The organism is Bacillus fungorum, assembly GCF_002746455.1.
Classification (GTDB): domain Bacteria; phylum Bacillota; class Bacilli; order Bacillales; family Bacillaceae_G; genus Bacillus_A; species Bacillus_A fungorum.
The window spans coordinates 65068-89178 of sequence record NZ_NWUW01000013.1 but is presented as its reverse complement, the minus strand read 5'-3'; the positions used below and the strand labels follow the sequence as shown (position 1 = coordinate 89178).

The window sequence follows — 24111 nt, the reverse complement described above, 5'->3', positions numbered from 1 at the left end:
AAAACACCTTTTTTATTTATATTCATCACGTAATATTCCGTAGTATGTAATATCCATAGATTCACCAGATTTTACAACATGTTGTTTAAACGTTCCTTCATGTTTCATTCCGATTTTCTCCATAATTCTCCATGAACCAGGGTTATTTGAAAAAGCTGCTGCGAATATTTTATTTAAATGTAGCTCGTTGAATCCATAGTGTAGTAGTGCTTTCGCCGCTTCAGTACCAAATCCATTTCCCCAATAAGGTCTTCCAATCCAATAGGCCAGTTCGCCACGTTTATGGATAGGATCTAAATTTAAATTAATCACACCTAATAATTCTTTATTATTCTTACCTAATATAGAAAAAATTACAACTTTTTTATCAGTTTCTGCTTGTAGCATGTGCGTAATAAAATCTTTTGCAGAGCCTTTTGGATATGGGTGTGGAATAGATAGGGTTGTTTTAGCGACATCATAATCGCCAGCTAATTTTTCGATTACTAGAGCGTCGTCTAATTGTAATGAGCGTAGTATGAGTCTATCTGTCTCAATTGTTTTCATATAATGTCTCCTTTGTGTTTTTGATAATATTACCATAAATTTAATGATTTCATATATAATTAAATGGAAAATTATTAAAATTCAAAGATTTATTTTAGATGATTTAGCTATTTGAAAAGAGGTGAGAGACATGCAAGGAGAATTACAAAAGGAGAAAAGTCTAGGTTATATCGGTAAATTATTATTACCAGTGAAAGTATCACCACACTTTAAGTTTTTATGGATTGGACAATTACTCTCGACTTTAGGTAGTTCGATAACGATGGTGATACTGCCAGTCGTTGTGTATTCATTAACTGGTTCAACAGTTGTAATGGGGATGACTATGGCGATGTACATGCTTCCTAATATTCTTGCGTTACCGTTTGCTGGATTAGTCGTAGATCGAATTGATCGGGTGAAAGTAATGTTATTTACAGATATAATTCGTTGCATAATAACGCTATTACTTGCAACACTTATATTTATGGACGTTTTAACAATTCCACTTCTATATGTACTCGTAGCATTATATGGGTTTATGGAAGGGATATTTCAGCCGGCATATGCGGCTGTAAGAGCGAAAGTATTTGTACCGGAAATTCGAAATGCAGCTAATGCATTAACTCAAATGAGTAATCAAGGTATACGACTAATTGGACCGGCTCTTGGAGGATTGATTGTTTCAGTTGCATCTGCTGGAATAGGGTTTGGACTGGATGCAGTAACGTATTTGCTATCATTTTTATGTTTATTATTTTTAAGAGAAATAAAGTTTAAAAAAGTAAAACCTATTGAAAAGAGTAAGGTCGATTATAAACAAGAGTTTATGGAAGGGGTTTTAGTTCTAAAAAGTCATCCGTGGTTATGGATTACAATTTTAGTCTTTTCTTTCATAAATATTTGTTATGCAGGAATTATTGTTGTATTAATTCCATGGTTGTTTAATGTTCATCATCATTTTGAAGCTTACGTGTATGGACTAGGTATGGCATCTTCTGGTGGTGGAGCTGTAATTGCCGCGCTAATATTTGGCGGGAAAGAGCGGTGGCGTAAGCGGGGATTACTTGCCTATGGTTGAGTTTTAATAAGTGGCTGTGCGCTTTTAATGATGCCGTTTATTACTTGGGCGCCTGCTTTAATTGCATTAATGGCAATCGAAGGGTTTGGTATGATGATATTTGGACTCATTTGGGAAACAAGTTTGCAAGAACTTGTACCGGAAGAAGCCTTTGGGAGGGTAGCAAGCCTTGATATGTTAGGTTCATTCGCTTTATTACCATTAGGATATGTAGTTGTTGGCTGGTTAGCAAATGTAATAGGTGGTGAGGTAACAATAATTACACTAGCAATTTTAGTAATCTTAACAATTGGAGTAGCATTGTCTGTACCGAGTATTCGACGATTGGATTGATGATATGAGGAGAAAGAGGACGATTTATATGACTATAGAAAACTTGAAACATATAGTAGTAAAGGAATTGGAAAACCAATACACTTTGAAAGAAAAAGTCTTTGAAGCGAGAAACTTTACAGTCTATATTGCTACCCCTAGAGAAAACAAGCTCACATATAATCAACTAGTATTAATAAAACATCTTTATAATGAAAAGCCTTTTGTACATATTTGGCACAAGAAAATTAGTATGGCAGCAACAGAACTGGAAATCACAAAAGAAGTGACAGAAGCGATACAAGCTGGTTTCAAAAGGAAAGAGTAAGCCCTAATCAAATTAGGCCTTACTCTTCATTAAACACAAATGTTTGTTTCATTTTTTTACTTTCATTTACTGGATGACCGTTGTAAGAGAAATTCTTTTCTTCCCAAGTAATGACGACTTTGAAATTATGGCTATTAAAGTCTAATGGAAATACCATGTAGTCCAAGCTTGTATGATTTTTTGAAACGTTGTTATTTAATGTAGTAGGATTAAAAGTAGCTTTAGATGTAGGAGTGTTATCAAGTATTTCCACAGCTACGTTTGATACATCATTACCGATGTTTTTTACGAGTAACCTATATGTATCATATACACCCTGTTGTGACTGCACTGCTTGCTTGTTTGCGTTATGAAATTTGTTAATTTCGATATACCACTGTTTAGACTTTGACGCAATTGGTAGTGATTGAAATGTGTATGCACTAGCTTGTATTGGTAGTGCTAAACATATTAGTGCAAAGAGAGAAAATATTTTTCGTTTCATCTTTAAAGTACTCCCATTCTGTAACGGATTTATTTATTATTATCTTCTCTTTACGTTAGGATATACCATATAATGTAAGGTGATATGTATGACACTCATGAATGTAATTTACATTTTAAATGCAAAAATTGGTTTTAATATTCCGTTGAACACATCTTATATTGTAGGTGCGGTTATTACGGTTATATTAACCGCTGTATTCTTTATGAAAGCTGTGAAAAATAAAAATGAGAATATTAAAGTAGATGTGCAATTAGAGAAGGAAGCTGTGTAGAGATTTTTCTACACAGTTTTTTAAATAGGAAATTTTTCCAATGATATGTTAAAATAGCATTGTCAGACAACAAGGGGGATTTGTTTTATGGAAAATGGACATCTTGCTAAAGTAGATGTAACAAAAAGAATTGAATCGAAATCTAAGTACAATAAGAAACTTGAAAAATATCAAAGGCGCTTATTAGCGTTGCAGCAAATTGTAAAAGAAGAAAAAATCGCAGTTATGCTCGTTATGGAAGGTTGGGATGCGGCTGGAAAAGGCGGAGCGATTAAACGAGTGACGGAACACCTTGATCCGCGTGGTTTTCAAGTAAATCCAATTGGAGCACCAGCGCCTCATGAAAAACGGTACCATTACTTGCAACGTTTCTGGCGGAAACTTCCTCAGTACGGGCAAATTACTATTTTTGATCGCTCATGGTACGGCCGTGTGTTAGTTGAGCGTGTTGAAGGTTTTGCTACAAAGGAAGAGTGGACGAGAGCGTATGATGAGATTAATGACTTTGAAAAACTATTAACAGATGACCATTATATAATTGGGAAGTTTTTCTATCATATTAGTAAAGATGAACAGTTAAAGAGGTTTAAAGATAGAGAGAAAAATCCTTTGAAAAAATGGAAAATTACAGACGAAGACTGGCGTAATCGTGAAAAATGGGACGAGTATGTTGAAGCAATGGAGGAAATGTTTGAAAAAACGAATAAACCAAATGCGAAATGGCAAATTATCGCAAGTAACGATAAATTATACGCTCGTTTGAAAACGTTGAAAGTGATTATTTCATTAATTGAGGATTACCTTTTAGAACATAATATAGAATTACCTTCGTACTATTATGAAATAAAAGAGGGAAATACAGAAGCCTTTGAAACTAATCAAGATGTGGTTGTAAAATAGTACGAAACTTGCATATGAAATATAAAGTAGAGCCACCCTGTAATTTTGAACAACAAAATTACAGGGTGTTTTTTATTTAGAAACATTTTACAATTAACGGAATAAAGTATATAATCAATAATCATATTAACATTGTTAATATGATTATTGATTATATACTATGTGGGGGTCTTATTTTGAAGGGAAGAGATGTTGTTTTAGGTTTATTGATGGAAAAAGAATTGTCTGGTTATGATATTAAAATTGTGTTCGAAGACGTATTTACTCATTTTTTTGATGGGAGTTTTGGAATGATTTATCCAACGTTACGACAGTTGGAAAAAGAGGGGAAGATAAAGAAAGAGGTTATTATGCAAGAAGGGAAACCGAATAAGAAAATGTACTTTATTACAGATGAAGGGCGTGAAGAGTTTTATCAATACATGCAAACGGATGTAGAGAAAGATGTTTTACGTTCAGATTTTTTAATGAGGATGTATTTTGGTAATTATAGCGATGACAAGGCGATAAAAAAATGGATTGAGGACGAAATTGAAAGGAAAGAGGTATACATTGCGGATCTTCGTTTGAAATATGAAAAGTGGAGAGAAGGTATTACTTTTGTTGAGGAAATTTCACTCGATGTAGGAATCGCATCGTATAGTGCTCAAGTAGAGACGTTGAAAAGAAAACTAGAGCAACTAGAAGCAAAAGAACACAATAAAATGGAAGAATGAAAAACCCGTTCATAATAAATAAATAAATAAAGGGGGAGATGAACATGGAGCAATCAAAGGGTATTAAGATTGTCTTTTTAATGTGTCTAGGCATCTTTCTTTGTATGATTGATACGACAATTATGAATATAGCTTTACCGGCAATACAATCGAGTGTAAATACTTCATTAGAAAAGATGTCTTGGGTATTAAATGTATATACGATGACGATTGCAGTACTTGCCATTCCGTTAGGACGGATAGCTGATATTTTTGGAAAAGCAAAGATGTATATTTGGGGTCTGGTGATTTTTGGTGGTGGATCAGTATTTTGTGCTTTTGCTAATACAGGAGATTTTCTCATTTTTTCTCGTTTTATACAAAGTATTGGGGCGGCAATTTTATTTCCAACAAGTATGGTAATTGGTGTATCAGCTATGCCATTAGCTAAGAGGCATGTTGCACTTGCGATTTTAGGAGTAACACAGGGATTGTCAGCTGCGATAGGACCGGTAATAGGCGGAATTATTACGCAAAATTTAGGTTGGAGATGGGTGTTCTTCGTTAATGTTCCAATTTGTATTCTTGGAATCATATTATGCTGTATTATGCTACAAATAAAAAATGAAGAACGTATTATCTCAAAAATAGATTGGGTAGGACTACTATTAAGTAGCACAGCAATTTTTTCTTTTACTCTCATATTAGTAAAAGGAAATACATGGGGATGGCAAAGTAATATAGCTTTGTCTTGTTATGCAATTAGCACTATTTCTCTTATTCTATTTGTTCTAGTGGAACGAAAGATTCATAATCCGATGGTGAATTTAAATTTATTTAAAGATCGAATGTTTGTTGGAGCATCTATCGTTGTAATATTAAGTAATTTATTTTTAATTGGAGTAACTGTATTACTTCCAACGTTTTTGACGAAAATACAAGGTCGAACAGAAATTGAAGCAGCTTTTTTAGTGACACCTATTTCAGCAATGATATTTTTTGTCTCACCAGTTGCAGCAACATTAATTAAAAAGCTTGGCAAAGTAACTATTATTTTGTCAGGATTTCTTGTTATGGGTCTATCCTATTATTGGTTGCAAATGATTGATGTTAATTCAACAAATATAGAAATTATTATCCCATGTATGATATTAGGTGTTGGGTATGGTTTAGTAGTAGGACCAATTACGGTTTTAAGTGCTTCTTCATTTGAAGGGGAATTATTAACTGCTTCTCAAAGTGTTGTCTCGATGTTACGGCAAGTAGGAATTGTATTAGCAGTTGCAATATTTGTATCTAACTTAACGCACAATTTAGCTGTAAATAAAGAGAATGTATATCGTTATGCAGAAGGAAAAGTGCGTAATATTCATGTGAGTGGTGCCCAGCAAGCGGAGATATTACAAATAACAAAAGGAAAAATAGAGAATAAAAGTATAGAAACAAATGTAGAAAAACATAAAAATGAAACATTTGTAGAGTTAAATAAAGAAAAAAAAGATGCATTAATTCACCAAAAAGTGGATGAAGTATTAAGAGAAATTCCAGTAGAATATAGAGATATAAAAAGAGAAGAAGTTATGAATCAAGTGACAAAAGAAGTTGAAAAACAAGAGGAAAGTATAAAGAAAGAGGTACTCGCATTTTCGAATGATGTGAATCACTATGCTCAAAATCAAATGGCTATGAGTTTTACAGATTTATATAAAGCAAGTGTGCCGATTATATTAATTTGTGCTGTAGTAAGTTTGTTGTTTTTGGAAGGAAAGACGTTGAGTAAAAAGAGAAGGGAAAGAGTAGTAGAGGAAGTGTAAAAAATAGGCTAATAGCAGCCTGTTTTTTTATTGTTTTCCCCCTGCATATTGTGAATAGTAGTATTTTTAATATAGCATGGGAGAAGACGAGTATTGTTAGAAAGTTTTTTAGAATGAAAGATATGAATGGAAATGCCATTGAATATGTAATGTGAAACATAGTACATTAACAAGGGGATTTCATTTCAAAGGGAGGATGAGGAATTGTTAGATGGGGCGGGGGCTTTAAAAAGTAATCGTATATATACAGAAGAACAACAAAAAAAATTATACAAACGAACATTGATAATCGTAAGCATTTCACAAATGTTCGGCGGGGCAGGGTTAGCTGCTGGAATTACAGTAGGGGCACTTCTTGCGCAGCAAATGCTTGGAACAGATGCATATGCAGGATTGCCGGCTGCTATGTTTACAATGGGATCTGCGGTAGCGGCTTTCTTTGTTGGGAAGTTGTCGCAAAAATATGGTCGCCGCATAGGGCTTGCAGGAGGTTTTATAGTAGGTGGACTAGGGGCTATTGGAGTTGTGGTGGCAGCTTTAACAAATAGTATTATTCTTTTACTAGTTTCTTTACTTATATATGGCGCGGGCACAGCTACGAATTTACAAGCGCGTTATGCTGGAACGGATTTAGCGAATAAGAAGCAAAGAGCAACTGCTATTAGTATTACGATGGTAATGACGACTTTTGGTGCAGTCGCAGGTCCAAATTTAGTAGGTGTAATGGGAAGGTTTGCTCATTCAATTGGAATTCCTGAACTTGCTGGTCCGTTCATATTATCGGCAGCAGCATTTATACTTGCGGGTATTGTCTTATTTGTTATGCTTCGTCCAGATCCGTTACTTATTGCTAATATGATAGAAACATATAAACAAGAGCATACATATAAAGGGCAAGCAGTAACAGAAGAAGCGACAGAAAATAAACGAGGTATTACTGTTGGAGCTATTGTAATGATACTTACACAAATCGTGATGGTTGCGATTATGACGATGACGCCAGTTCATATGGGGCATCACGGTCATGGATTAAGTGCAGTAGGACTTGTGATTGGTTTTCATGTAGGTGCAATGTATCTTCCATCTCTCGTTACAGGAATGTTAATTGATAAAATTGGAAGAACTACGATGAGTATAGCTGGCGGAGTAATTTTACTAGCAGCAGGTGTCATAGCTGCAATAGCGCCGAGTGATTCTTTAATACTATTAATTGTTGCTTTATCTTTACTTGGATTAGGATGGAACCTCGGTTTAATAAGTGGAACGGCTCAAATTGTTGATGCAACTATACCTTCCACACGTGCAAAAACACAAGGGAAGATAGATGTGTTTATTGCGTTAGCTGGAGCTTCAGGTGGAGCGATGTCAGGAATGGTAGTGGCGAATTCGAGTTATGCGGCATTGTCATTAGCTGGAGGGGTGTTAGCTTTCATGCTGATTCCTGTTGTTATATGGTCTCGGACAGGTAAATGAAATTAAGATAAAAGAAGCTGCGTTCAAAGGGAGGTAATCAATCTTTGAATGCAGCTTTTTTGTAGTTAAGTAATCGTTCATATGATTTCATTTACCGTAATGTTAGTTTAATTCCCACTCCACAATAAGCCTTAAATGAGTAAGACCACCACCAAACCCATACAGTAAAAGTGTGTCTCCATTATTTAATTTTTCTGCTTTTCTAGCTCAGTCTAGAGTAAGTGGAATAGAGACGGCAGATGTATTCCCCATATATTCCACGCTCGTTAATGTTTTTTGTATTGGAATTTGAGATTTTTCACAAATAGATTCGATCATTCGTAAGTTAGCACTATGAGGAATGAACCAGTCTATATCATCTATTTGCATATTTGCGGTATGTAATAGTTCTTTTATACCTGCTGGTACTGTACGTGTTGCCCATTTATATACCTCTCTCCCATTTTGAACGATTTTTTCATTTGTTTGCAGTGGTGTGCCATTCATAGTAGCTATTGTGGTTTTTATCGTGAGAAGAACTCGCAAAAAATAGCGATTAAAGTAAATATATAAAGAATTTCTTTCTGTTTCTATAGGTGGTTTAATCTTGTGAAAGCGAATTACTTATGCTACACTTTATGTAACTTAAAATGAACGGAGGGGCTTCCTTTGATCTTAATCAGATTACGTCTCAACACTTTGTGCCAATAATTGAATAGCGCTCAAAGGCTCTGTCTGTGTGCAGAGTGAACGGGATTGGTCTGCCTATTTTAAAGGAACCCTTTATTAAGCTTATATGTGAAAAAGAGGGAGGGACGAATACGCCCTCTTTTTGTTTTGCCTTTATAAATAGAATGGGATCGTATAGGTGAACACTTATTGTGGATACGTATACGATCTTGGGACTTTTTGACTATGAGATAGGATGAAAGCACAGCTTTCTTCTATTTCTTTGGTGAACCCTTATCCGTTTACGAAAACACAGGCAGCGACCTGTGTTTTTTATTTTACGTAATCGAAATGGAGGAATAAATATATGGAAGAATTATTACAAAGAGCAGTTTTAGTTGGAGTAAATTTAGGTAACGAAGATGATTTTGCATATTCAATGGAAGAGTTAACGAATCTTGCAGAAGCTTGTGATGTAGAGGTAATTGGGCAAGTGACGCAAAATTTACAACGAGTAAATCCGTCACATTATATTGGAAAAGGAAAGATTGAAGAAGTAGCAGCTTATGTAAATGAAGTAGATGCGAATATGGTAATCTTTAATGACGAATTATCTCCTTCACAAATTCGAAATTTAGAAGCGGATTTAGATTGTAAAGTAATTGATCGTACGATATTAATTTTAGATATTTTTGCGCAACGTGCGAAAACGAAAGAAGCACAGTTGCAAGTAGAAGTAGCCCATCTTCAGTATATGATGCCTCGTTTAATCGGTCTTCGTGAATCGTTAGGAAGACAGAGTGGCGGCGTTGGTACGAAAAATAAAGGTGTCGGTGAGAAGAAATTAGAGTTAGATCGTCGTAAAATTGAAGAGCAGATTTCAGTTTTAAATAAAGACCTAGAAGCACTTGTTGCGCAGCGCCAAACGCAGCGAAAGCAACGTAAGAAAAATGAAATTCCTGTTGTTGCACTAGTAGGTTATACGAACGCAGGAAAGTCAACGACGATGAATGCAATGCTTGAAATTTACAATGGTACAGAAGAAAAACAAGTATTTGAAAAAGATATGTTATTTGCGACGCTAGAAACATCGGTTCGAAATATTGATTTGCCAGATAATAAATCATTTTTATTAACGGATACTGTTGGATTTGTAAGTAAATTACCACATCATCTTGTGAAAGCGTTCCGTTCAACGTTAGAAGAAGTAGCGGAAGCAGATTTACTTATTCACGTTGTAGATTACGCAAATCCAAATTATGAACAGTTAATTGATATTACAAATGAAACGTTAAAGAAAATTGGGGTGGAAAATATCCCAATCATTTATGCTTATAATAAATCAGATATGGTAGAAGTTGAAATTCCGAAAGTACAAGAAAATCGCGTTTATTTATCAGCGAAGAAACATATTGGAATAGAAGAGCTTGTCGAAATGATTCGCTCACACATCTATAAAGAGTATACGAAGTGTGAAATGTTAATTCCATATGATCAAGGACAGGTAGTTTCTTATTTCAATAATCATGCGCACGTTTTATCTACGAGTTATGAAAACGAAGGTACGAAACTAGAAGTAGAATGTAAGACGAGCGATTACGAAAAATATAAGCGTTTTGCAATTTAATAAAAAAGGCGATCCTAATATGTTTTAGGATCGCCTTTTTCTTATTCTGTAATAGAGGCCCACTTATAAGAATAAATTCCTGCAAATGGACGAACAACAACATCTTTTACTGTTGGACGTTCTAAATATACAAGTCCTGATTGGAAGATTGGAGCGATAGCTGCATCATCTTCAAGTAAGATTTTCTCGGCATCTTGGAACGCTTTCCAACGTGCTGGTAAGTCAGTTACTAAAGTAGAGCTCGTTTTCTCGATTAATTCGTCGTATTGTTTGTTAGAATAATTCATTTTATTAAACGGTCCGTCTGTGACGAACATATTTAAGAATGTTGTGGGATCAGGATAATCTGGTCCCCATGTGGAAAGTGAAATTTCAAAATCGCCACTTCCTTCACGATCTAAAAATGCTTTTACTGGAAGTGGTTGTAATGTGATTTTTAATCCAGGTAAATTTTTCTCCAGTTCACCTTTTAAAAACTCACTAATTTTTTTATCGTTAGATTCATCAGTTGTTATAATTGAAAGAGAAGCATTTTGTAAGTTTGTTTCTTTTTTCGCAGTTTCCCATAGTGTTTTAGCTTCTTTCACATTTGTTTCTACTTTTACATTACTTGTACTGCGAAAATCTTTATTGTCAGGTCCTTTTACGAATCCTTTCGGAACGAATGCATTCGCAGGTATAGAACCATTATTTAAAATCGTTGTTGCGATTCCTTGTTTATCAAAAGCAATCGAAATAGCTTTACGAGCATTTTTGTTTGCTAATAAAGGATTCTTTTGACTAAATCGGAAAAACGTCACAGAAGGACGTTCCATTTTTTTTAAGCTCGGATCTTTTTGATATTTATCAACAAACTCTGAATTTATCGTAATACGGTCTACTTGTTTACTTTCAAATAAATTAACAGCTGTTGAAGTATCTTTTACGATATTTACATTAATTTCATTTAATTTCACATTTTTATTATCCCAGTAGTTCGGGTTTTTCTTCATTTTGTAACTTGTATCATGTTTCCATTCACTTAATTGGAACGGCCCATTATAAACTACATTTGCAGCTTCAAGTCCGTAATTTTTCCCTTGTGTTTCTACAACCTTTTGGTTTTGAGGATAAAATGTTGCAAATCCCATTAAACCTAAAAAGTATGGAACAGGGTGTTCTAACTGTACTTCAAGGGTTTTATTATCAATCGCCTTTACACCAAATGAATCAATTGGTAATTCTTTTTTATTTATTTTTTCAGCGTTTTTAATATCGAACATAATATGTGCGTATTCAGAAGCAGTTTCTGGATTAACGGCACGTTTCCATGCATATTCAAAATCATGGGCGGTAACTGGATCACCATTTGACCATTTTGAATCGTGTAATGTAAATGTATATGTTTTTCCGTCTTCGCTCAGTTTGTATGATTCAGCTGCCGCAGGAACAGGCTTGTTATCAGGACCAGGCATATATAATCCTTCCATTACGTTGTTTAAAGCAGCGTAAGAAAACCCATCGGTTGCGATAGATGAATCAAGTGTAGAAATTTCCCCAGCTTCTACAATGTTTAATACTTGTTTTGAAGATTCTTTTTTCTTTTCTTCGGTAGTTGTTGACTCTTGCTTTTGACCACAGGCTGTTAAAAACATAGATAATGTGATTGAGAGTGCAACGATTCCTTTTGTTTTTTTCTTCATAGTTGTCATCCTTTCCTTCATCTCTGTCCTAGTATAAAAGAAAATATAGAAAATTTCTATAAATAAACCCGATAAAACATATAGAAAAAATATATTATGTAAGAAGTGATATTTCTGGAAAAAGAAATGAAACCAGTATAGAATAGAAATGTTTCAAAAGTCAGAATTTATTAGGGTTGAAGTTTTACTTTATTACACTAACTGTAATAAATATATATTTTGTACAGGAAGGAGAAATACATATATGCAGGCAGTTTCGCAAAAAAACACAGTAGAAACACCGACGATATATCGAATACTATTTGCGATTAGTTTCGGTCATTTTTTAAATGATTCGATGCAAGCAGTTGTGCCCGCGTTGTTTCCTATTTTGGAAAAAACGATGAATTTATCCTATATGCAAGTAGGGTGGATTGCGTTTGCGTTAAATATGACATCATCGATTATGCAACCGGTTTTTGGTATGTATTCGGATAAGAAACCGTCACCATTTTTATTACCGCTCGGTATGTTTTCGAGTATGCTTGGGATGATTGGACTCGCGTTTGCACCGAACTTTATTATTGTTATCATTTCTGTTTTATTTATCGGCTTAGGCTCCGCAGTCTTTCATCCAGAAGGTGCCCGTGTTGCTTATATGGCGTCCGGTGCAAAGCGAGGTTTAGCGCAAGCGATTTATCAAGTAGGAGGAAATACAGGGAACTCCTTAGCTCCTATTTTTACAGCGTTAATTTTCGTTCCGCTCGGCCAAATTGGTTCTTTAGGTTTTACCGCATTTGCAGCGGTAGGAATTGTGTTATTAATTTTCGTATCAAATTGGTATAGGAATGAATTAGCAACTGGCGCTGTGAGAAGAAAAAAGAGGGCTGCGCTTGAGGCAGAAAATGCGATTGTCAGTACACATATTAAATTTGTTATTATACTTCTTGTTTTCCTTACTTTTGTACGATCTTGGTACGGTGCTGGTATCGGGAATTTCTATCAATTTTACTTAATTGAGCATTACGGTTTATCTATAAAAAATGCCCAGTATTTCGTATTCGCATTTATGATTGCTGGTGTATTAGGAACTTTCTTTGGTGGTCCACTAGCAGATCGATTTGGAAAGAAAACAATTATTGTATTTTCGATGCTAGGTTCGGCACCACTTGCACTTTTGCTACCTCACGTGTCGCTCGTGTGGGTTGTACCGTTATTTTTATGTATCGGTTTTATTAGTTCAAGTAGTTTTAGTGTAATTGTTGTTTATGCGCAAGAGCTTGTTCCTGGAAAAGTAGGAATGGTATCTGGATTAATTGTAGGGCTTGCGTTTGGACTCGGAGCTTTAGGATCTGTAGTCCTTGGGAAATTGGCTGATATATATAGTCTACAATTCATTATGTTACTATGTAGTTGTCTACCATTAATTGGACTTACTTCTTGGTTATTACCAAGTGATAAGAAAACGATAGAATAGGGGATGCGCTATGAAATTATGTGAAAACGTAACAGAATTAATAGGGGATACACCTGTCGTCCGATTATCTAAATTTATTCCAGAAGACGCAGCAGATGTGTATGTAAAACTGGAAATGTTTAATCCGTCACGCAGTGTGAAAGACCGTGCTGCCTATAATTTACTGCACGTTGCAGAAGAGAATGGTCTCATCAAACCAGGAGATACAATTATTGAACCGACAAGTGGAAATACAGGAATAGGCTTAGCGATGAATGCAGCTGCTAAAGGGTATAAAGCGATTTTAATTATGCCAGATAATATGTCAAAAGAGCGTATAAATTTATTGAAAGCATACGGAGCAGAAGTAGTTTTAACACCAGCAGAACAAAGAATGCCAGGAGCGATTGCGAAGGCATTAGAACTGCAAAAGCAAATTCCAAATAGTTTTATTCCGCAACAATTTGAAAACCCAGCAAACCCGAATATTCATCGTTATACGACTGCGCTTGAAATTTATGAACAAATGGATGGAGAGCTTGATGCATTCGTAGCAACGGCGGGAACAGGCGGAACTATTACCGGGACTGGTGAAACGTTAAAAGAGAAACTACCAAACTTATATATTGCAGTAGTAGAACCGAAAGGATCTCCCGTTTTATCAGGTGGTATTCCAGGTCCTCATAAACTAGTAGGAACAAGTCCAGGATTTATTCCAAAAAACTTAAATACAGAAGTGTATAACGAAATTATTCAAATTGCAGACGAAGAGGCTTTAACGACAATGAGAAACTTAGCTAGGCAAGAAGGTTTATTAGTAGGGCCGTCTTCTGGAGCTTCTGTTTATGCAGCGATTATGATTGCAAAACGATTAGGCGCTGGTAAAAAAGTTTTATGTATTGCACCTGATACAGGTGAGCGTTATTTAAGTATGGGATTATTTGAATGAAAATGATAGAAACACCTTAATCGTGAAATTGTCACGATTAAGGTGTTTGTTTTAGGTTGGAGAGAGGGGAGAATGACAATGAAACTATTAAAACCAACAAATGAATATAGTGAACAAATTTTGGAGTACCGGGAGGCATTTTTACATACGGATGAACAACCACACGGTAGTAGTTCTTTACAAAATTTTGATTCTCTCGATGAATGGTTTGAAAAAGTGAGTATACAAGAAGTGGGAGAAAACTTACAAGCTAATCGAGTACCATCTAGCCAATTTTTAAGTTTTGAAAAAGGGGAACTTATAGGTTTTGTGAATATTAGACATCGATTAAACGAAGAATTATTGCGGGAAAGTGGTCATATTGGATATAGTGTCCATCCGAATAAGCGTCGCCAAGGTTACGCGACAAAACAATTAAAACTCGCATTAGATGAAGCGCAAAAGTTAGGGCGCAGAAAGTGTTAATAACTTGTGATAAAGTTAATATCGCATCGGCTAAAACGATTCAAAAGGTTGGCGGTGTGTTAGAAGATGAAGTGGTTTCTTCTCATACAGGTGAAATTGTTCAGCGTTATTGGGTAGAAATATGATTTAGCAGGAATTTGAAAAGGTAATATCAAAATAGATAAATGAAAAAGTAATGATGTACTGCAATTTTAGGGGGAAATGAAGTGGGATTAAAAGAAAAAGCAATAGAAATGTCGGAGATTTATAGGCAAAATCCTAAAGTGGAGGCTATTATTTTAGCGGGCTCAGTAGCTAGAAAGCTAGAAGATGAACATTCAGATATTGAGTTACATATTTTATGGTCAGCGCCACTAGAGGATGAGGATCGAAAAGGGCCTATTAACCATATTGGTGGAACAATTTTGTCATATCATCCTTACGAGGACGAAGAATGGTCGGAAACGTATTTGACGAAAGAAGGAATTAAATTAGAGATTAGTAACTTTTTAACAGAAACAGTAGAGAAAGTTATTTCTGATGTGGTGGATCAATATGATATAAGTTATGAAAAACAATGTATCGTATCATCCGTTCATGACGGTGTTAGTTTGTATGGAGAAGAGAAAGTACATGAATTAAAAGATAAAGTGGTAGCATATCCAGAAGATCTAGCGAAACGGATGATTTCAGAAAACCTTTGGTTAAGCAATCGTTGGCATAATCGGGAGGCTCTTTTAAAACGAAAAGATTGGCTTATGCTATATGATGTTATTTGTGAAGTACAAAGAAATATATTTGGGGTCTTATTTGGTCTAAACCGAATGTATGTACATCATCCTGCATTTAAATGGATGCCGCATAATGTGGAACGAATGAATATTAAGCCTGAAAACTTATATGAGCGTATGGCGAATACATTAATAGGGAAACCGGAGTATAGTGTACAGGAGTTAGAAGTGTTAATCGAAGAACTATTACATTTAGTAGAACACCATGTTCCAGAATTACATATTGCTGAACAACAAAAGCGTATTCAATATGCGAAGTAAAAAGAAGGGATGTAACAATGAGTTACATCCCTTCTTTCTTTCTTTTTATTTAATTAATTTACCTAGTACGGGTAATCGTTGAATTCTATCACCGAGAATATGTGAAGCAAGTCCGCTCGTTAGGACGAATAAAAGGTAAACAATTCCTCCTACAGCGCCACATATAACAACAATGAGAAGCGATTCCATATAAGATTGTCCAGGAATAACCCATTTTAAAATCGCCTTTAAAGCAATTACAACAGCAGACATTGCTGCGGAGTAAATCGTAATAAGAAGTACTGTTTTTGCAGTCTCGCCAATTTTAAATTTCGCAAACTTAATGATGCAGTACAACATAATAACATTGGAAACGAGGTATCCAAGAATTGTTCCAAGTACAGCACCGTGCCCGCCAAATAAATGTAAGAGCGGTGTATTTACTAAAACTTTAACGAGAATCCCGGCTGAGAATGCAATCATCGTTTTTTTTTGATAATCAATTCCTTGTAATATAGCTGCTGAAACTGTGAAAATCGCACTTAATATAGCAGACGGTGCAAATGAAATTAAATATTGTGATCCACCAAGTGCAATTTCAGGATTTACATAAACCATGCGGAATGCATCGTAAGCGATGCTAGCAAGACCGAATGCAGCTGGGATGGTGAAGAATAACAATACTTGAAATATCTTTGAAATTTGTTCTTGTAATTCTTCTAGTTTCCCGCTTGTATAAGATTTCGTTATAGCAGGAATGATCGTTAAGGAGAATCCAGTTGCAAGTGAAGCTGGAATCATAATTAACTTTTGTGCATAGTTCGTTATATAAGCGAACACTGCATTCGCTGTTTCTAAAGGTTCTCCCATCGCTCTAAGGACATCAGCTACAGTATATTGATCTACTAACGTATAGAGCGGAATTGCAATGCCAACAAATACAATTGGGATTGCATATCGAAGTAATTCTATATAAATATTTTTTAATGGAATATTCGATGCTCTTGACTTTAATTCGCCTTCGGGAGGTTTTAACCCATTATATTTTTTCCAGTACATCATTAAAATAGAGACGCTGGCAAGTGCTCCGATAACAGCCCCAAACGTAGCAACCGCAACAGAGGAAGCTACTGAACCCCCTAATAGTTTTGAGACGATAAAACTACCAACTAAAATGAAAACAACGCGTGCAATTTGTTCTACCACTTGAGAAACAGCACTTGGTTTCATATGTTGAAATCCTTGGAAATAACCACGTGTAACGCTCATAGCTGGTACGATAATAAGCGCGAAACTTAATGCTCGCATCGTAAGTGTTACATCGGCGATAAATTGTGGATCTGGCGTTTTCGAGCGAATAATAAATTGTGATATGTATGGTGCTCCAATAAATAAAATTAAAAATCCTAAAAAGCCCATAAACAACATTAATTTTACGCTAGAGTTGTATAACTTTTTGCTTGTACTATAATCACCAAGTGCATTATGTTTTGCAACAAATTTGGAAACGGCAATAGGAATACCGGCAGTTGAAAAGCTTAATAAAATACCGTACCAAGAGTATGCATATCCATATAAAGCGACCCCTTGTGTTCCGACTAATAGTTGAAAAGGGAAGAAGTATATAAAACCTAATATACGTGAAATCATTGTCGCACCGCTTAATAAAGCAGTACCTTTTAAAACTTTTGAAGTAGACAAAATTCTTTCCTCCTACTCGTGCTGTCTTGCATTCATCGTATACTACTATAAACCGGTTAACGAAGTTAATACAGTATAAACCGTAAATGTTCTAATACTATTCATTTAAAAGTCATATTTCGAATTTTTTTTAAAAAGTAATACATAAAAATTCAAAATATAAGTTGACACTATTTTTAATGTGTGATAAAAATGATAGTAATCAATTCGGAAAATAATATTTGGGCAATGAAAGGGTATAGTAGTGAATATCTCCCTATTTCAGAGAGCTGGTGGTTGGTGTGAATCAGCATATAGATTATTCATGAAGTTCGTCCTGGAGCATCTTTCATAAATCTCACATTGTGAGGAAATGAAAGACGGTAGTTTATACCGTTATCAAATAAAGTGGTGAAGATTGTTTCACAACTAGGGTGGTACCGCGATATTTATCGTCCCTACGTATTTACGTAGGGATGTTTTTTATTTAGGTCCTAACTTTGTTGTGGCTTCATAACTAGGGTGGTACCGCGATATTTTATCGTCCCTACGTATTTGCGTAGGGGCGTTTTTTTATTTAGGTCCTAACTTTGTTGTATCTTCATAACTAGGGTGGTACCGCGATATTTTTGTCGTCCCTACGTATTTGCGTAGGGGCGTTTTTTTATTATTAGGGAGGACGTGAGCGTATTAGAAAAGAGTTTGGATAGAACAATATAAATACTGAATTGTAAAACAGAAAAAGATAAAGAGAGGAGATTAACAGATGAATTCACAGCAATGGACATCGAAATTAGGTTTCGTATTAGCCGCAGCAGGTTCAGCAATTGGTCTAGGGGCGATTTGGAAATTCCCATATATGGCCGGAATTGGAGGGGGCGGTGCATTCTTTCTTATTTTCATCGGTTTCACATTATTAATTGGTTTACCGCTATTATTAGCTGAATTTGTTATCGGAAGAAGTACACAAAAAGAGGCCGTTGATGCATATAGAGAAATCGCACCAAAAACATTATGGCCGTGGTTAGGGAAATTAGGGATTGTAACATGTTTCATATTACTTTCTTTCTACAGCGTTGTAGGAGGATGGATTATATTATATTTATGGAATGCAATTACAGGTCGACTCTGGGAAGGAAATGGGGCATACGAAGCTACGTTTGGTGAAATCATTTCCAATCCGTATTTAGCAGTTGGATCACAGTTATTATTCATCCTTATTACTATTTTCATCGTAAGTAAAGGTGTACAAAATGGTGTTGAAAAAGTAAATAAATATTTCATGCCAGCATTATTTGTTTTATTCTTTGTTTTAATCGTTCGTGCACTTACATTAGACGGTGCTGGAGAAGGCGTTCGTTTCTTCTTACAACCTGATTTCTCACATGTAACATCAGAAATCATATTATATGCAATGGGACAATCGTTCTTCTCACTATCTGTCGGTGTAGCAGTAATGGTAACGTATAGTTCATACTTACCGAAAGAGGAAAGTTTACCGCGTTCAGCATTTTCTATCGTAGCTTTAACGCTTGTAATTACATTACTTGCAGGGCTAGCGATTTTCCCAGTAGTGTTCGCATTTGGAATGGAACCATCTCAAGGACCAGGGCTATTATTTATCGTACTACCAGCTATTTTCAGTAAAATGGCATTCGGAAAATTATTCTTCATCGTTTTCTTATTACTATTCTTTTTTGCGACAATTACATCAGCGATTTCAATGTTAGAAATTAGTGTTGCATCTTTAACTGCAAAAGGTAAAGGGAAACGTGAAAAAATGGCGTTAATCGTCGGATTATTAATCTTCGTTGTTGGAGTGCCATCAGCATTATCATTTGGTATATTAAGTGATCTGAAGATTTTCGGAAAGACAGTCTTTGATTTAGCAGATTATGCAGTTAGTAACGTACTAATGCCACTTGGTGTTCTATTAGTTTCCATCTTTGTTCCTTTAAAAATGAAGAAAGATGTATTAATGAAAGAGTTTGGTGTAAGTAAAAATAAAGGCTATAAACTGTTCGTATTATGGTTATTCTTACTTCGCTTTATCGCACCAATTGCGATTATTATCGTATTCTTAAATGTACTTGGCATTATTTAAAAAGAAAGTAGCTTTCGCATTGTATTTATCTAGTAGTGGTAATATTTGTTTTACATTGTTCGTGGGACCGTCATCAAAAGTTAAAGCAACCACTTTTTCATTTGTTTCTACGCGATTTGTTAAATCTCTAAATAATTGAAAGCTTCTTGCGTTCATCAATTTATACGTTCCGAATAACGCTACAGTAATAATGAATAATGTAACGATTATAATGATTATTTTCTTTTTCATAATGCAACCTCACTATACTTTTTGATTAGACTAAAAAGTATTATATCAAACTAAGTAATTTCATACTTTAAAAAGGATGTGGATGCAAGGGGAAGGAATTTATCATATAATAAAATACAAAAGGTATATTAGGAGGTGTTTATATGGCGATTATAATTCAATTGCCAGACACTGCAACGTCTCATGCAAAGCCAAGTATGGAAATGGCGATACTTTGCGTGAGGTAGACAAGTAATATACAATCGCCTACATGAGCTCGTATCATTTTTTATATTTGGCTTTGCACCTTATTGAAATGAACCATAAAAAATAAGGGGCGAGCAGAAATGAAATACGTAAAAGCTGCGGCAGTTTTACCAGAAAGTTTAATTACTGAAATTCAAAAGTATATACAAGGTGAAACAATTTACATTCCAAAACAAGAAACGAAACATTATAAATGGGGGACACGATCTGGAGGAAGAAAACAATTAGATGAAAGAAACAAAGCTATTAAAGAAGCGTTTAAAAGCGGAATTTCCATTCATCAACTTGCAGAAGAATATTTTCTTTCCGGAGAAACGATTAAAAAGATTGTGTACTCTAAATGAAAATAAAAGAGTCTAGTTCAATTATTCAATTGAACTAGACTCTTTTTGCTTTGTATCTATTGGGTATGAATGGGCATGATAATAGCAATATTGTGCCGTTTTTTTACTAAATAGGCTACATAGCATTTGAGTGAAAGGCAGAAAGGTGAGCATCTATGAATCATATTGGACAAATAACGATAGAGCTTTTAATTGGTTTCTTTGTTCTATTAATTGCTACGAAAATATTAGGGAAAACACAAATATCTCAGCTCACGCCATTTGATTTTATTTCTGCTATCGTTCTTGGTGAGCTTGTTGGAAATTCAATATATGATCCTAAAATTAAAGTGTGGTCTATTTTATATTCAGTATTTGTATGGGTAATTTTAATTTATTCTATAGAAGTGATAACGCAAAAAATAAGAGGAACAAGAAGGTTTTTTGAAGGGTATCCTTCTATTATTATCCGTAATGGAAAGATTGATCGTGAACAATTAAGTGTAAATCATTTGGACATTAACCAATTACAACAAATGCTTAGGCAACAAAAAGATATATTTTCAATCCGAGAAGTTGAATATATGATTTTGGAACCTAATGGGAACATAAGCGTTTTGAAAAAAAGTAAATACGAATCTCCTACTATAAATGATTTAAGTTTAAAACATAAGCCTGTATACTTACCAATTTCATTAATTAGTGATGGAAAAGTAGTTAAGGATAATTTGAGGGAAGCGGGCTTTGATGAAGGGTGGTTGTATAAGCAAATTAAGCAAAAAGGGATTACTAAATTTGAAGACGTATTATATGCAGAATGGAAAACAGATGATGGTTTCTTTTGTCAGGAAATGAAGCGATAGAATATAATCGATGTATGTAATATTCTTTTCTAAGTTATCTTTTACATATCAAAAAGCTGAATCATTGTATACAATAAGACTAGATCAACAATTTGTATGGAGTGATAAAGATGGAAGCTTTTATTAGAAGTGATCAATATAATTTTATAAAATCACAAGCTTATATTTTAGCAAATGGGCACGCAACGGCAAATGATAGAGGTGTAATTCAAGCGTTAAAATCACTAGCGATTGAAAAGATAATACATGTATTTGAGAATTTAACGGATGAACAGAAAGCGTTAATCGATACGGTATTAACAGTTCAAAATAGAGAAGACGCAGAATCGTTCTTAATGAAAATAAATCCGTATGTCATTCCGTTTCAGGAGGTTACAGCACAAACGTTAAAAAAATTATTTCCTAAAGCGAAAAAATTAAAACTGCCTGATATGGAAGAAATGGACATGAAAGAAATATCCTATTTAAGCTGGATTGATAAAGGATCAAGCAGGAAATTTATTATAGCGAAAAATGATAAAAATAAGTTTGTTGGTTTGCAAGGAACGTTCCAAAGTTTAAATAAAAAAAGTATTTGTTCATTATGTCATGGACATGAAGAAGTTGGGATGTTTTTAGTTGAAATTAAAGGTGATGTACCAGGTACTTTCGTTAAAAAAGGGAACTATATTTGTAAAGACGGTATAGCTTGTAATCAGAATATGAAATCACTTGATAAATTGCAGGATTTTATTGAGAGATTAAAGAAATAAAATGGAAGACCTCTAGTGCTTAAACTGGAGGTTTTTATTTTTTGAAAAAGTAATAATGGGCTGCATAATGAAATTTGATAAAAACATTTATTTAGATATAGTTGCTTATATGCAAGGAGGTAAAACATGACTTACATTTCACCGAAAGAAGCGGTGTTAAAAGTGAAACGGTGGCCTAAAAATACGATAGCGGCGGGTCGTGGTCATACCGTAGCTCTTAAATCAGATGGCACCGTTGTGGCAGTAGGTGATAATACATACGGTCAATGCAATGTAAGTAGTTGGCACAACATCCGATTGCCCGGTAATTAGTTTTTAATAACGATTTGTTGATGTGGAATGAAAATGGTTGCTTTACAATAAATCACTAGTAATAATATTTTATTTTAGGAGTAATTATGGAATAGGATGTGTAGAAAATAATCAAACTTACATCTGTTGAATAAGAATTCCTTTTTAAAAAGGGATTCTTATTCTTTTTCCGTAAAATGAGTGTCTGAATGGAATTTTTGAACAAGCTTTATTTCAAAGCTACAGTAGAAGAGATAAATAAAGCATAGGAGAGCTGAAGAAATGTTTAAAAGGTTTTTACTTTTTTTACCGGACCTTTCACTTGTGTGTATCGTTCTCTATATAACATACACAACTTCTCTTAATTTTGGACAGATGTTAGTAATTTCAATTGCAATCGGAATAATAGGTGGCGTTATTTTAAGAATATATAAGGATTTATTTACTTTTATTAAGTGGACAATTAAACAACGGAAGTCTTGACTATGTTTAATTGCTACTAGGAGGAGATGAAATGACTAAGAAAAAGAGTAGAGTGAAAAATGAAATAGCGCTTTGGGTATTAACAGCGGTTGTTCTCATCATTGTATGGCACTTTTACCAAAAATAAAAACGCATCGTACTAAAAAGCACGATGCGTTTTTATTATTTCTTTTGCCAATTTTCTTTTATAAAGTCTTCACGGCCAGATTCTTTTTGCTCAGTAGCATATTTCTCTGGGTTCTTTTTATAGAAATGTTGATGGTATTCCTCTGCTTCATAAAAAGGTGCAGCCGGGCGAATTTCAGTTACGATTGGCTCTTTAAACATACCGCTTTCTGCAAGAGCTTGTTTTGATTTTTCAGCAAGCTCTTTTTGCGTTTCAGTATGATAAAAAATAGCAGTGCGATAAGATGGACCACGGTCAAAAAATTGTCCGCCATCATCAGTTGGATCGATTTGTGGCCAATATAAATCTAGTAATTTTTCATATGGAAAAATAGAAGGGTCGAATGTGATTTGTACAACTTCTAAATGTCCTGATGTTCCAGCTTTTACTTGTTCATATGTTGGGTTTTCTACATGACCACCTGCATAGCCAGAAAGTACTTTATGAATTCCAGGTAGTTCATCAAATGGCTTTACCATGCACCAAAAGCAACCGCCTGCGAAGGTTGCGAGTTCGTATGTTTTTTCAGACATTACTGTAATCCTCCTAAATGTATATGTTTTATATAGTATTATACAAAAAGTTTTATTGCGCAATAAAAAAGATTCGAAAATATATGTATTATTAAAAATAAATTCTGAAAATATATTGACAATGAAAAGAACAACGTCCTATAATACGTTTAACAAATGAAAGTTAATTAAGAATTTTCGAACTTTATATGTTGTATATGCAAAGAAGAGGAAAGTAGATGATTATGATCGTTTCAGAGAGCTGCTCCAAGGCTGTGAGAGTAGTAACAATCGAATCATTGAAAATCACCTCAGAGCATCGCTTGCGAAAGGGAAACTGAGTAGAGGGCGGCGGCATCGTCTCCGGTAAAAGGACGGGGGTCTAATTGGACCTACAGAGCTTATATTTCGCGAGAAATATAAGGAAGCTGAGTGGTACCGCGAAACTCTCGCCTCAGCAATCAAAGCTACTAAATTGTAGTAGTTGATTGCTGAGGCGAGAGTTTTTATTTTAAAAAATAGAATAAGAGAATGCGTAGAAGAGGAGAGTAAATGATAGGCATTGTTTCAGAGAGCTGCCCCAAGGCTGTGAGGGTGGTAACAATCGAGTCTTTGAAAATCACCTTGGAGTACTACTTTTGAAACTAGTAAAAAGTAGCGGAGTTGTTTCCGATAGAAAAACAAAAGTCTAATTGGACTTGCAGAGCTTATATTTCGTGAGAAGTATAAGGAAGCTGAGTGGTACCGCGATTCCCTCG

General features: G+C 34.8%; 19 protein-coding genes, 6 pseudogenes and 3 other annotated features (1 of these 28 only partly in view). Of the genes and pseudogenes, 18 read left to right on the top strand and 7 right to left on the bottom strand.

Annotation, left to right across the window (positions count from 1 at the left end; translation table 11 throughout):
- Window positions 1–12: 12 nt before the first annotated feature.
- Window positions 13–546 carry a GNAT family N-acetyltransferase gene (locus tag CO726_RS18580; protein ID WP_099685237.1) on the bottom strand — a complete coding sequence of 178 codons (534 nt, stop codon included), beginning with the start codon at window positions 544–546 and terminating at the stop codon, window positions 13–15.
- Between the two features lie 130 nt (window positions 547–676).
- Between CO726_RS18580 and CO726_RS18575 the strand changes: the two are divergent.
- Both CO726_RS18575 and CO726_RS18570 read left to right on the top strand, forming a co-directional pair.
- A pseudogene (locus CO726_RS18575) lies at window positions 677–1939 on the top strand (MFS transporter).
- A gap of 28 nt (window positions 1940–1967) precedes the next feature.
- Window positions 1968–2246, top strand: a complete 279-nt coding sequence (locus CO726_RS18570) for a hypothetical protein (RefSeq protein ID WP_099685236.1) — start codon at window positions 1968–1970, stop codon at window positions 2244–2246.
- 19 nt (window positions 2247–2265) lie between these two features.
- Here CO726_RS18570 and CO726_RS18565 read toward each other — a convergent pair whose 3' ends face one another.
- Complete coding sequence (locus CO726_RS18565) at window positions 2266–2730, bottom strand: hypothetical protein (protein ID WP_099685235.1); 465 nt, start codon at window positions 2728–2730, stop codon at window positions 2266–2268.
- An 82-nt stretch (window positions 2731–2812) separates the two neighbouring features.
- Between CO726_RS18565 and CO726_RS18560 the strand changes: the two are divergent.
- The 5 genes and pseudogenes from CO726_RS18560 to CO726_RS18540 form a co-directional block, all read left to right on the top strand.
- A pseudogene (locus CO726_RS18560) lies at window positions 2813–3004 on the top strand (carbon starvation CstA family protein); the annotation flags it as partial.
- Between the two features lie 87 nt (window positions 3005–3091).
- Window positions 3092–3904, top strand: coding sequence for a polyphosphate kinase 2 family protein (locus tag CO726_RS18555; protein WP_099685234.1), 813 nt, complete (start codon window positions 3092–3094; stop codon window positions 3902–3904).
- A 176-nt stretch (window positions 3905–4080) separates the two neighbouring features.
- Entirely contained in the window at window positions 4081–4620 is a 540-nt protein-coding gene (locus tag CO726_RS18550) for a PadR family transcriptional regulator (protein WP_073517948.1), read from the top strand.
- A 44-nt stretch (window positions 4621–4664) separates the two neighbouring features.
- On the top strand, window positions 4665–6413 hold the full coding sequence (locus tag CO726_RS18545) for an MFS transporter (RefSeq protein ID WP_099685233.1): 1749 nt from the start codon (window positions 4665–4667) through the stop codon (window positions 6411–6413).
- A gap of 204 nt (window positions 6414–6617) precedes the next feature.
- Window positions 6618–7886 (top strand): MFS transporter, encoded by a 1269-nt coding sequence (locus tag CO726_RS18540; RefSeq protein ID WP_099685232.1) that lies wholly within the window; start codon window positions 6618–6620, stop codon window positions 7884–7886.
- Window positions 7887–7988: 102 nt separating this feature from the next.
- Here CO726_RS18540 and CO726_RS18535 read toward each other — a convergent pair.
- A pseudogene (locus CO726_RS18535) lies at window positions 7989–8375 on the bottom strand (3-oxoacyl-[acyl-carrier-protein] synthase III C-terminal domain-containing protein); the annotation flags it as partial.
- A 526-nt stretch (window positions 8376–8901) separates the two neighbouring features.
- On the opposite strand from CO726_RS18535, the gene hflX reads away from it, so the two are divergent.
- Window positions 8902–10161, top strand: coding sequence for a GTPase HflX (gene hflX / locus CO726_RS18530; RefSeq protein WP_099685231.1), 1260 nt, complete (start codon window positions 8902–8904; stop codon window positions 10159–10161).
- Window positions 10162–10202: 41 nt separating this feature from the next.
- On the opposite strand, the gene CO726_RS18525 is transcribed toward hflX, so the two are convergent.
- On the bottom strand, window positions 10203–11843 hold the full coding sequence (locus CO726_RS18525) for a peptide ABC transporter substrate-binding protein (RefSeq protein WP_099685230.1): 1641 nt from the start codon (window positions 11841–11843) through the stop codon (window positions 10203–10205).
- A gap of 244 nt (window positions 11844–12087) precedes the next feature.
- Here CO726_RS18525 and CO726_RS18520 point away from each other — a divergent pair, with 244 nt between their 5' ends.
- The 4 genes and pseudogenes from CO726_RS18520 (at window position 12088) to CO726_RS18505 (ending at window position 15723) form a co-directional block, all read left to right on the top strand.
- Window positions 12088–13299: an MFS transporter gene (locus tag CO726_RS18520; RefSeq protein ID WP_099685229.1), complete on the top strand. Its 1212-nt coding sequence runs from the start codon at window positions 12088–12090 to the stop codon at window positions 13297–13299.
- A gap of 10 nt (window positions 13300–13309) precedes the next feature.
- Window positions 13310–14227: a cysteine synthase A gene (cysK, locus tag CO726_RS18515; RefSeq protein ID WP_099685228.1), complete on the top strand. Its 918-nt coding sequence runs from the start codon at window positions 13310–13312 to the stop codon at window positions 14225–14227.
- Window positions 14228–14305: 78 nt separating this feature from the next.
- Window positions 14306–14817, top strand: a pseudogene (locus CO726_RS18510) (GNAT family N-acetyltransferase).
- An 81-nt stretch (window positions 14818–14898) separates the two neighbouring features.
- Entirely contained in the window at window positions 14899–15723 is an 825-nt protein-coding gene (locus CO726_RS18505; protein ID WP_099685227.1) for a DUF4037 domain-containing protein, read from the top strand.
- Between the two features lie 45 nt (window positions 15724–15768).
- Here CO726_RS18505 and CO726_RS18500 read toward each other — a convergent pair whose 3' ends face one another.
- The gene (locus tag CO726_RS18500) at window positions 15769–17403 is read right to left on the bottom strand and encodes a putative polysaccharide biosynthesis protein (protein WP_099685226.1); all 1635 of its coding nucleotides are present in this window, start codon (window positions 17401–17403) and stop codon (window positions 15769–15771) included.
- 219 nt (window positions 17404–17622) lie between these two features.
- Window positions 17623–17845, top strand: a binding site (T-box leader).
- 303 nt (window positions 17846–18148) lie between these two features.
- On the opposite strand from CO726_RS18500, the gene CO726_RS18495 reads away from it, so the two are divergent.
- A complete protein-coding gene (locus CO726_RS18495) occupies window positions 18149–19486 on the top strand; it encodes a sodium-dependent transporter (RefSeq protein ID WP_099685225.1) in 1338 nt (445 codons plus the stop codon).
- Here the strand turns inward: CO726_RS18495 and CO726_RS18490 are convergent.
- Window positions 19484–19717, bottom strand: a pseudogene (locus CO726_RS18490) (polysaccharide deacetylase family protein); the annotation flags it as partial. The gene CO726_RS18495 and the pseudogene CO726_RS18490 overlap by 3 nt on opposite strands.
- A gap of 326 nt (window positions 19718–20043) precedes the next feature.
- On the opposite strand from CO726_RS18490, the gene CO726_RS18485 reads away from it, so the two are divergent.
- The 5 genes and pseudogenes from CO726_RS18485 (at window position 20044) to CO726_RS18460 (ending at window position 22675) form a co-directional block, all read left to right on the top strand.
- Entirely contained in the window at window positions 20044–20307 is a 264-nt protein-coding gene (locus tag CO726_RS18485) for a CD3324 family protein (RefSeq protein ID WP_099685224.1), read from the top strand.
- A gap of 155 nt (window positions 20308–20462) precedes the next feature.
- Window positions 20463–21149, top strand: a complete 687-nt coding sequence (locus tag CO726_RS18480; RefSeq protein ID WP_098761257.1) for a DUF421 domain-containing protein — start codon at window positions 20463–20465, stop codon at window positions 21147–21149.
- Window positions 21150–21259: 110 nt separating this feature from the next.
- Window positions 21260–21901 (top strand): FusB/FusC family EF-G-binding protein, encoded by a 642-nt coding sequence (locus CO726_RS18470; protein WP_099685222.1) that lies wholly within the window; start codon window positions 21260–21262, stop codon window positions 21899–21901.
- A gap of 126 nt (window positions 21902–22027) precedes the next feature.
- Window positions 22028–22195: pseudogene (locus CO726_RS18465) on the top strand (RCC1-like domain-containing protein); the annotation flags it as partial.
- A gap of 279 nt (window positions 22196–22474) precedes the next feature.
- Window positions 22475–22675, top strand: a complete 201-nt coding sequence (locus tag CO726_RS18460) for a hypothetical protein (RefSeq protein ID WP_099685220.1) — start codon at window positions 22475–22477, stop codon at window positions 22673–22675.
- Window positions 22676–22837: 162 nt separating this feature from the next.
- Here the strand turns inward: CO726_RS18460 and msrA are convergent, their stop codons facing one another.
- Window positions 22838–23374 (bottom strand): peptide-methionine (S)-S-oxide reductase MsrA, encoded by a 537-nt coding sequence (gene msrA / locus CO726_RS18450; RefSeq protein WP_001291871.1) that lies wholly within the window; start codon window positions 23372–23374, stop codon window positions 22838–22840.
- A 193-nt stretch (window positions 23375–23567) separates the two neighbouring features.
- Window positions 23568–23813: a binding site (T-box leader), on the top strand.
- A gap of 67 nt (window positions 23814–23880) precedes the next feature.
- Window positions 23881–24111: a binding site (T-box leader), on the top strand (it continues 8 nt past the right edge of the window).